General features: G+C 60.9%; 7 protein-coding genes. 6 read left to right on the forward strand and 1 reads right to left on the reverse strand.

The features are described from left to right. The first annotated feature begins 240 nt into the window (after positions 1-240). The gene (locus PPP56_RS00865) at positions 241-846 is read left to right on the forward strand and encodes a biotin transporter BioY (RefSeq protein ID WP_353561819.1); all 606 of its coding nucleotides are present in this window, start codon (positions 241-243) and stop codon (positions 844-846) included. A gap of 216 nt (positions 847-1,062) precedes the next feature. Beyond that, on the forward strand, positions 1,063-2,238 hold the full coding sequence (locus PPP56_RS00870) for a tetratricopeptide repeat protein (protein WP_353561821.1): 1,176 nt from the start codon (positions 1,063-1,065) through the stop codon (positions 2,236-2,238). 69 nt (positions 2,239-2,307) lie between these two features. Here the strand turns inward: PPP56_RS00870 and PPP56_RS00875 are convergent, their stop codons facing one another. Next, on the reverse strand, positions 2,308-3,771 hold the full coding sequence (locus PPP56_RS00875) for a sodium/proline symporter (protein WP_353561823.1): 1,464 nt from the start codon (positions 3,769-3,771) through the stop codon (positions 2,308-2,310). Positions 3,772-4,503: 732 nt separating this feature from the next. On the opposite strand from PPP56_RS00875, the gene PPP56_RS00880 reads away from it, so the two are divergent. The 4 genes from PPP56_RS00880 to PPP56_RS00895 all read left to right on the forward strand — a co-directional run bounded on the left by PPP56_RS00880 (position 4,504) and on the right by PPP56_RS00895 (position 10,380). Further along, complete coding sequence (locus PPP56_RS00880) at positions 4,504-4,710, forward strand: cold-shock protein (RefSeq protein WP_098061639.1); 207 nt, start codon at positions 4,504-4,506, stop codon at positions 4,708-4,710. A gap of 319 nt (positions 4,711-5,029) precedes the next feature. Then, positions 5,030-5,878, forward strand: coding sequence for a hypothetical protein (locus tag PPP56_RS00885; RefSeq protein WP_353561826.1), 849 nt, complete (start codon positions 5,030-5,032; stop codon positions 5,876-5,878). After that, positions 5,841-6,761 carry a LytR C-terminal domain-containing protein gene (locus PPP56_RS00890; RefSeq protein ID WP_353561828.1) on the forward strand — a complete coding sequence of 307 codons (921 nt, stop codon included), beginning with the start codon at positions 5,841-5,843 and terminating at the stop codon, positions 6,759-6,761. The genes PPP56_RS00885 and PPP56_RS00890 overlap by 38 nt, the downstream gene beginning before the upstream one ends. A 220-nt stretch (positions 6,762-6,981) precedes the next feature. Beyond that, positions 6,982-10,380, forward strand: coding sequence for an Eco57I restriction-modification methylase domain-containing protein (locus PPP56_RS00895; protein WP_353561830.1), 3,399 nt, complete (start codon positions 6,982-6,984; stop codon positions 10,378-10,380). Positions 10,381-10,714: the final 334 nt, after the last annotated feature.

Here is a 10,714-nt window from a genome sequence, read left to right on the forward strand (position 1 = left end):
GGATAGTCCCGCATTGGATAAGTGCGCGGTTGCTTCGCATGCCCTTTGTGTCCTGTGCCGTATCCTCTGTAATCCACAGTGCACATTACACAGCTTCATCGGGTATCCCTGAAAAGATACAGGAACCGCTTTCACAAAATTGGTGCAGAGAAGAAGCCAGCTCCATTGGAAACTTTGCTCCGGCTTTTGTACTCTGCTCTTCATCACTCGTTACTGTATGTGCAACCCTCCCCGAATCGTATGAAGACGGCTGCCCTTTCGCTGCACTCCTCCCGCACCTCATGGATGGACCGCCTCCGGTCTGAAGATGCCTCCGTCGCGCTGCAGGTAGCGGGAATCACCGGTTTTGCACTGCTCACGGCTTTTGCGGCCGATGCAAACATGCGCCTCTACCTCTGGGAGGTGCCTATTACGCTGCAGACCATGATGGTCTACGCAAGTGGCCTCTTCCTGGGCGCACGCAATGGCATGCTCGCACAGGTGCTTTACCTCGCACTCGGGCTGTTCATCCCCGTATACGCGGGTGATGGTACGGGCGTAGCTTACCTGCTGGGCGCAGCCTCGGCAGGATATCTACTGGCCTACCCGGCAGCAGCGTTCACCATTGGCGCACTCACCAAGCGGTGGAACAGCCTCACAGGCAGCACGCTGTCGATGCTCATCGGGGCAGCCATCGTCTTCACCGCCGGGGTCGTGTGGCTGCACTACGTGGCCGGACACGCCACCTGGATGGAGTCGATTGACAAGGGCTTCCTGCGTTTTGCACTGATCGATCTCGTCAAGATCGGCGTGCTCGGTTTCCTCTTTGGCGGAATGCGCCAGGTGATGGGCACGTCCGACGCGTAGACCCGACGCGTAGACCCGACGCGTAGAACCTGCCCCGGCAGTGAGCCGCGCGGCGGAACTGACGCTTCAACCCACTGGTTCGACCGTCTGCATGTTCATGATCCATGCAGACGGTCGTTTTTTGTGATGGGCACGATAGGACTACACGCACGCAGGGTTGCACGCCGGATTCTTCGTGCCGGCATTCGAACTGCCATAGGTGCAGGCGTAGCCCTTGTGCTTGCACTGACGCTTCTTCCTGGGGCCCACGCACAGGCACCCGAACAGGCACCCGATGACGCTCCCCAGGTAGGCGACGCCCGCTCTATTCTGGACGACCCGTTTGTGCGCGAGGAGGGCAAGCGCGGACTCGACTCGCTCTATAACATGGCGTTCGACGAGGCCGAAGCTATCTTCTCGTCGATTGAGGCGCGCTACCCCGACCATCCGGTGGGACCGTTCTTGAACGGACTGAACGTATGGTGGACCATCTTACTTGATCTCGAAAACACCGAGCACGACGATGCCTTCTACCGCTACATGGAGGCTACAGTCGACCGGGCGGATGCGCTGCTGAACAGCAACGACGAACACTTCGATGCGACCTTTTTCAAAGGCATTGCACTGGCGCTGCAGGCGCGCCTCAAGTCCAACCGGGGGCAGTGGATCAGTTCAGTGCGACACGGGCGGCGGTCCATCGGATACGTGCGCTCGGCCAGCGACCAGGCGCCGCACATCGACGACTTTGCGTTCGGACGGGGCATGTACGACTACTACGCGGCAATCATTCCCGAACAGTACCGCATAGCACGTGCGGTTATGTGGATGCTGCCCAGTGGCGACCGTGAAGGCGGGCTCGACATGATTCACCAGGCCGCCGAAGAGGGGTGGTACATTCAGTCTGAGGCGCGCTACTTCCTGGCGCAGATCTACACGCTCTACGAGAACGACTACCGCGAGGCCCTGAAGCATATGCAGTGGCTACGCCGTGCGCATCCCAAAAATGCCTACTTTCACGTCTACGAAGGACGCCTGCATGCGCGGCAGTGGCAGCGAGAGCAGGTGCGTGAAGTATTCAGCGAGGTGGTCGACCGCTTCGAGTCCGGCTGGTCGGGGTACACGCTGCCGCTGGCCCAGGAAGCCTACTTCTACCTGGCACGCGAGCGCGTGCAGAGGCGCGACTACGAACGGGCCCTGCAGTACCTCGCCCAGATTGAGCGGCTCAATGCCCGCGACCATGTAGAGCATCGCCGCTTTGTTGCATTGGGACGGCTCTATCAGGGTATGGTGTATGATGCTACCGGTCGCCGCGAAATGGCGTTGAATCGGTATCGTATTGTGATGAGCATGGACGACCACAGCAACAGCCACCGCCGGGCCGAGCGCTACATGGAACAGCCCTACGGTTCGTAGCAGCCTCGGCCCGCATCAGCCGGTCTGAAGCAGCTATGTTATGGCAACACGAGCGCCCCGGGAATCGCTTTATGCGTCACGCGATGACCCGCGTGCCTCCTCAGCACGGGCGCCATGCCGTACAGACAGCCGCGGCGTAGCCCAGCTTCCGATTACGATGCACGCCAGCGTAGCCGGCCATACCAGCATCGGAAAGAGATCCGGAAAAAGCGTCAGGTTCAGCACCGTGCAGGCGAGTCCGCCCAGCACGCCCGCCAGCACCCCACCGCCGGTCGTACCACGCCACAGCAGCACCATCATAAGCGGGAGTCCGAGCGTGGCCCCGAGTCCGACAAACGCAAACTCGATGATGTCGAAGATCGTGCCGGGACGTAGCAGGGCCATCCCGATCCCCCCTATGGCGAGCACGCCCACGATGCCCCGGCTCAGGCGAATTAGGACGGCTTGCGGCACCTTCGGGCGCCACGCGGCATAGCCGCGCGTGAGGTCGGCTGCAGCCACAAGCATCATCGAATCGGAGGTCGACAGGATCGCACCGATGATGCCCGCAAGCAGCACCCCGGCGAGCCAGCCCGGAAACAGGTCGGTGAGGGCGAGCATGGCGACCGACTCCGGGTCGTGTGCGGCGCTGTAGAGCACGCGCCCCGACAGCCCGATGAGCAGCGGGATCGTGAGGCGCACTGCCTGAAACGAGAGCGCAATGGCGGCGGCACGAGGTAGAAGATCGGTAGAGCGGATCGCCTGAAAGCGCATCAGGCTGTGCGGCTGCCCGATAGCCCCAAACGCAAACGTAACCCACGCCAACAGGCTGATGAGAAGCGCCGATCCGCTGAGTCCGCCATCAAGGGCCAGAAGCGTGGGGTCGATTGCACGGGCCTCTGCGATGAACGCCGACCAGCCGCCAATCGCGTGGATCGTAACGATCGGCAGCAGCACCACCGCAGCGATAACGAGGACGCCCTGCACCACATCGGTCCACACCGAGGCGTTGAACCCGCCCAACGTGGTGTAGAGCGCAACTGCACTGCCCCCAATGAGCACCGCTGCCACGTACGACACGTTCAACCCCGTGTCGAGCGCCTCGCCCACGGCGATAAGCTGCGCTCCCACGTAGGCACCCATGAAGACAAGAATAGCGACGGTGCCCACGGCGCGGATGGTATGTCCGAGCGAGCGCGACGACACCGTGCGGGCCAGATGGTCGACAACGGTATGGCTGTCGAGCGCCTCAGACGCTGTGCGAAAGGGAGGCGCTACCACGTAATAGAGCACCCCCACCACAATCAGCATCGAGAGCGAGAACCAGAGTCCGTGCACGCCCGTCGAGAACCCCACGCCGACCCAGGCAAAGAACGTCCACCCGCTGGCTACAGAGGCGACTTCCGAAAGCGCCATCGGCATCGCCCCAACGGTGCGTCCGCCCAGCATGTAGTCAACCAGATAGCGCGTGTCTGTGGTGCGGTAGAAATACGCGCCGATGCCTATAAGCACAGCGATGAACCCGCCAAACGTGAGTGCAAGGCCCCAGTCCATATATTTTTTCGGCAGAGTAGCTTAAGGAGAGCAGAAAGAAAGCAGCGTGCGACACGGCGCCTGCCGAAGCATACCCGGAAGCAGACCCGTACCGTACATACTACGTACGCCGGTAAGAACGTTCGTACGAACATCTATGCCGCTACAGCACAGCATACCCAGCACGCGGCGGGATGTCCAGCAGAAGAGAGCCAGAAGAGAGCAGCGACTCGTGAGGCAGGGCCACAGGGTGCGAGCCATGCATAGCGATGAGATCTCTGTAATGACAGTCGCAATGATATCCATCGTGGCATTCACAGCCCGAAATGACATGCTGGCGCGCGGTCATTATACTGTTCGCACTTTTTTAACATAGTAAGTTTGCAGCCTGATTCGTTGGATAAAATCGCTAAAGTGCGCGGTTAGATATCGGGAAGAGCCGCGGCGCACCGCATCCTTAAATCTACCGTTAACCCTTTTAAATGCGGCTTTTATCTAACAAGATATGCTGTGTATGGGCGATAATAAAAGTTGAAGACAGGCAGGGCCTCTGCGTGCTGCAAGTGCACGAAGGGGCGCTGATCTCGGGATATTGGAGACATTGACGTTTTTGCAACATGCGCGCCGAACCATTTCGTAGAGTGCAGGTAGATAGGAGCGCAACAACATTTTTAATTACATCACCCTCGACCTCTTAGTAGGCTGCATTTAGCATCCTGAGGCCCCCGACGGTGAACCAACCAACACACCTATATGCAAGACGGAACAGTTAAGTGGTTCAGTAGCGAAAAAGGCTACGGCTTTATCGAGCGCCACGACGGAAGCGAAGATGTATTTGTTCATCACAGCGAAGTCTCGGGTGAAGACCTCCGAGATGGTGAGCAGGTCGAATTTGAAGTGGAGGAAACTCCGAAGGGACTGAGCGCGGTTAACGTGCAACGTCTCCATGGCGTGCGATAAATGGCGTGGTAACACTCCATTCTACGTACAGCAAGAAAGGCTCAGTCGCTTCGGCTGGGCCTTTCTTGTTTGTGGGGGCATGCCGTTGCCGCGCCAGGATGGCTTCGGCTTGGCTGCTCCGGTTCTTACGCTTGTGCTTATGTTTATGGATGCGTGGCCACTGTGCCCGAGTGTGCATCTCGATGCGCGAGGAGGACATGCCACGCCGCTGAGTGCATCCCTTCGGGTCTGGTACAGCCTGCATTGACTTCATGCGGCAGCGTGTTGTACGTTGAGCATACGCTACCTCCCTCTACTACGTACGTGCTCCGCCCTCTGTATGTCGACCTCACACGCTTTTGCATTCGTGCCCGATGCCTGGGACACGCTTCGTGCCGAGGCGGTGCGGGCCGAGCAGACCGTATCGGTGCATCCTGACGTGGCGCGCTGGCGGGCGTACCGCGCGCTCGACATGGTGCTGGCAACCATCGAAGCCTACGAAGGCTTTCCGCCCCAGCATCGTCCGATTGCTGAGCGGCTTACGCACCGAGCCTTCGTAGCATGGCTCGACCAGCACCCGGCGCCCGTCAAGATGTGGATGCACCGTATCCGCCAGGCGGGTCTGGTAGGTGCGCACGTCGATGCCGAGTGGGAGCGGTCGGTTGAAGATGCCCGTCGCGTCGTCGAAACGCTGCACAAGCTGCTCTGGTGGCTTGTCTCGGTCTACGATGCCCCGCCTGCGCCCGAGCGCCCCGCAATAGAATGGGAGCCGCTTTTAGCAAACGAGGAGCCTGCACCAGCGCCCCCCTCTGGGCGGTCCTCTTCGGGCGAACAGGCCGGCGATGAACAGGCCCCCGGTGAACAGCATGCTGATAAGGGGCATCCTGATGAGTGGCACCCTGACGAGCCGGATCCTGACGAGCCGGGTCTTGAAGCGTCGTCTCCCGCCGAGGCGCTGGTTGACCAGACGACGGCCCGTAATGCCCAACCCGAAACCGACGACATGAGCCGCCCTTCTGCTAAAGAAGTGGATGCGCTGCTTGACGACGCGACGCGCGCGCAGATTGCTACACTGCGCTCTGCTGCGCCCCACACCCCAACGGCTCAGACCGCTGCGCTTGCCCTTTTGAATCACATCCACGACCGCAACAATGCCCTCCTCTCCCGATTCGACCCCGACCTCCGATAACTGGCCCGACGAGGAGGGCGACGCGCCGGCGCCCGGTGCCGGCGAAGACGCTGCCTCAACGTCCGACACACCGGTCAGCTTTGCCGAGGCGGCGGAGACGCTTGTGGCCCTGCAGGAGCAGCTTGGTCGCTTCGAGACGCTGACCCGCCGTCTCGATGAGATTGCTGATTCGGGCAGCGAACTGGCACGCACGTCTGAGGCGCTGGCCGACGCGCAGCGAAAGCTGGCCGAACAGACGCAGGAGCCATCCGACATCAATGCCAGCGTGGCGCAGTCGGTGGCGGCCCTACACGAGTCGGTGCGCTCGTTGAATGCGGGCATGCAAGACATTATGGACGAGCTTGGCGCGCAGGGCACGTCGAGCACTCGAAAAAACGGACGCACAGACCCATGGAATACCGCTACGATTAGCATCCTGACCGGGCTGGTCATTATTCTGATCGTGATGATCGTGCAGTGGAGCACCTTCGACGTTTCAATTCCAGACGACATAGCAGCCCCACAGCAGCAGACAACCGAAGCGCCGGCCGATCCGGAGCGGGGGGGCGTTGAGCCAACGCTCTACCCGCATCACGAGCCCATCATCCAGATCGAGGATCTGCGCGTGCAGGTCCTGAACGGCGTCGGACAGGCCGGGCTGGCGTCCCGGTTTCAGGAGCGCATTGAGGGCATTGGTGCGCAGGTGCCCGAGATCGGTAACCTGCCGACAGGCACCGCACCCGAGACGATCATCTATCTGCATCGCAACGCCTTCGACATGGCCGAAATCCTGGCTGACGAGCTCGGCCTGGACCGCCGCCGCATCATGCCGGGCCCGCCTGCCGCCAACACATCTATCGACGCTACGCTGGTCATTGGACGCGACTATCAGGCGCTGGAGTGACCGCGGTTGTGGAGGTAAGGCGTGCAGAGTTATGGCCCCGCCCACCACACGACATCCTGAAGCCATGGGTGAAAGGATCTCAAAACCGCCTCAAACACGCCCGGCACGCCCTATGCGCGGAGACTGAAGCCCGGATCTGTCTCCTGCGATTGGATCCAGCCGTACCACAATTCATTCACACGACTACACTGTCGTCCGTCCACCCATCCCGCATATCTGCATGACCACACGCGAAGCCCGGCGCCTCATCACCCGCACGTTCGAGCAATCCTACGACGAAGCCACCGTGCGGCAGTTCGTGCAGAACCTGCTCGTAGGAGCCGAGATGAAGCACCGCGGGCACCGCTCGGGCTCAATGATCTACGCCGCCTTCCGCGAGCACATTGCCCAGTACAAGCGGCTGGCCAAGTACGTTGACCCCAGCGGACAAGAACTTGACGTGCTCGCCGTCAAACTCAACGCGCCGCATAAGCTCGAACGCGCCCGCACCATGCAGCGCAACTTCGTGGCTACGTACCTCAATGACGACAGCCGCCCGTTCCGCGAGGCGGCACTCGTCGCCTACTACGCTGAGGGCACCGACGCCTGGCGGCTCTCGCTGGTGCAGCTCGAGTATCGCACCGTCATTGCCGACGATGGCACCGTGGGCACCGAAAAAGAACTTACGCCCGTCCGCTACTCTTTTCTGGTCGGGCCCGACGAGCCCACTCACACGCCCGAGCGTCAGTTCGAGGGTCTCGTACAGCAAGAATCCAGCCCCACGCTCGATGCGCTGCACACGGCGTTCGACCTCGACGTGGTTACCGAAGCGTTTTTTGAGGCGTACCGCGACCACTATCTGGAGCTGGCCGATGCGGTGCGGGCCGCCTGCCAGGCGCACCCGTCCACGCAAGAGGAGTTCGAGCGTTGCACCATTGCACCGGCCGACTTCGCAAAGAAGCTGCTGGGCCAGCTTGTCTTCCTCTACTTCCTTCAGAAAAAAGGATGGCTCGGCGTGCGTCAGCACAGCGACTGGGGCGACGGGCCTACCGACTTTCTGCGCCGCCTTTACGATCAGGAATACGTCGCGTATGACGCATTCTATGCCGACATTCTCGACCCGCTCTTCTACGATGCACTGGCCACCGATCGAGGGCGCGGCAACTACTTTGGCCGCCTGGACTGCCGCATTCCATTTCTGAATGGCGGTCTCTTTCAGCCGCTTAACGACTTTCGGCGGGGAAGCGTAGCCCTCGACCTCCCCAACGATCTGTTCGGATCCATCTTTGACACCTTCGACCGCTACAACTTTACCGTACGCGAAGACGAGCCGCTCGACAAAGAGGTGGCCGTAGACCCCGAAATGCTCGGCAAGGTGTTCGAGAAGATGCTCGATGTGAGCGAGCGCAAGGAGCACGGCGCCTTCTACACGCCGCGCGATATTGTGCACTACATGTGCCAGGAAAGCCTCATTGACCACCTCGACACCGCCCTTAACACAAAGGAAACGAGCCTGGGCACACAGGCCGGTCAGCAGAACGCGTTTGGCCCGGCTCCTGGTGCACAGGGCACGCTCTCTGGATCTGCCTACACCGAAACCGTAGACCGGAGCGCTCTTACGGCGCTGGTGCGCGAGGGGCAGAGCTGGCGCGAACACGACCGGCGCGTACGCAGCGGCAGCCATCCCGACGGCGGTAAGTACGATAGCACCTACCGCGCGCCCGATGCCATTCGCACGCATGCTGCGACTCTGGACCAGTGCCTGGCCGATCTCAAAATCTGCGATCCGGCGGTGGGCTCTGGCGCCTTTCCGGTGGGCATGATGCAAGAAATCGTGCAAGCCCGCCGCGTGCTGGCTACCTATCTCGACGACGACACCGACCGCTCGGCCTACGCACTCAAGCGCCACGCCATTCAGCACACCATTCACGGCGTCGACATCGAACCCAGCGCAGTAGACATTGCCCAGCTGCGCCTGTGGCTCTCGCTCGTGGTCGACGAGGACGACTTCACGCAGATCAAGCCGCTGCCCAACCTCCGCTACAAAATTGTACAGGGGGATGCGCTCAGTCAGATGCAGCGGACCCTGGCCAACAACGAACAGGAGGAGCGCCTCTACACGCTCATGGAGCGCTACGTAAGCACCGCCTATCCCTCCGAAAAAGAGCGGCTGCAAGACGAGATCGATGCGCTGCTGGATACGCTCATGGGCAACGACGGCTTCGACCTGCGCATCCACTTTGGCGCGGTGTGGAAGGCGCAAGAAGGCTTCGACATTGTCATTGGCAACCCGCCCTATGTGCGACAGGAAACGCTCTCCGCATCCCAAAAAGAGACCTACCAAACGCAGTACACCCGCACCTACTACGGCAGTGCCGACCTCTACGTCTACTTTATTGAGCGTGGCATGCAGCTGCTGCGCCCCAACGGCGTGTTCTGCTACATCGTGTCGAACAAGTGGATGCGGGCGCGCTATGGCAAACCCTTGCGTAGCTATCTGGAAACCAAGCGCCTGGTGGAGCTCATCGACTTTGGCGACCTGCCGGTGTTTCAGGGCACCACCGCGTATCCGTGCATCGTGCGGATGCACAAGGCCGGGCCGAACAAGGCGTTTCAGGCGGTAGAGGTCGATGCGCTCGACTACGATGCCCTGCCCACCTACGTGCAGAACAACCGCTTCGAGGTGCTTACGCGCTCGCTCCAACCGAAGGGCTGGTCGCTTGTCAATAAGCGCACCCAGCGCCTGCTGGATGCCATGCAAGACGCCGGCACCCCGCTGGGCGACTATCTGGAGACGCGTAATACTGGCATCTACTACGGCATTAAAACCGGACTCAACAAAGCGTTCGTGATTGATGCGGAGACGCGGCGCGATCTGATTGACGCCGACCCGAATAGCGCCGACCTCATCAAACCTTTCCTGAAAGGCCGCGACATCAACCGCTACCAGCCGCCCGAACCGCGCCGTCACATAATCGCAATACCAAACGGATGGACGAATCAGAACGCGCCCACCGATACTGACAAATGGGCGTGGTTCGCGGATAGCTATCCGGTGCTGGCAGAACATTTAGCCCCGTATGAAGAGCGCGCCCGCAAGCGCCACGACCAGGGCGAATACTGGTGGGAACTGCGCCCATGTTCGTACTACGAGATTTTTGAATCGGCGAAACTGATGCTACCCGACATTGCAAAACGGGCCCAGGTTACGCTGGATGCCGATGGCGGGCTGTATTGCGTAAACACGGCATACGTACTTGGAACCAACAGCCGCTATCTGCTGGGATTGCTCAACTCGCGGCTGCTTCTTTTCGTCTACGAAACCATGTCTGCCAAATACAGAGGCGACTACCTGCGTTTCATCAAGCAATACCTGGAGCGCCTTCCCATCTACGAGGTGCCTTCGGGCGACACGGCGGCGCAGCAGACGCGCACGCAGATCGAGACCCTGGTGCAGGAGCAACTGGACCAGCACGCAGCCCACGCCGAAGCCGCCACTGCGTCCGAAGAGGCCGCCTGCGCAGAAGCCATCGCCGCCACCGACGCCGCGATCGACGACCTCGTGTACGCCCTCTACGGCCTGAGCGATGCCGAGATTGCCCTGGTCGAAGCCGCCACTGCCGACGCCGTTGACGGGTAGGCATGCGCAATGCACGAACGTAGCGCGTCTTCCCACACACCATGCGTCATCCTGACCCCCGACGGCCGTCGGGAGGAAGGATCCCAACGCCAGCACCACACGCTTGGCACGCTCCTCACACGCGAAGCGCCCCCTTGCCCGCTTGGTGGCAGGGCACCCCGACCGTAGGGCGCTGAGATGCTTCACAGCGTTCAGCATGACCTGTGTAGGAAGTCTTTGTCCTCAAGTCAGCATGTCCCCACATCCCCACGTCATCCTGACGCCGCAGGCGGAAGGATCTCAACGCCACCACGACACGCCCAGCACGCTCCTCATATGCAAAGCGCCTCCTTGC

The organism is Longimonas sp. (genome assembly GCF_040409695.1).
Taxonomy (GTDB): domain Bacteria; phylum Bacteroidota; class Rhodothermia; order Rhodothermales; family Salinibacteraceae; genus Longimonas.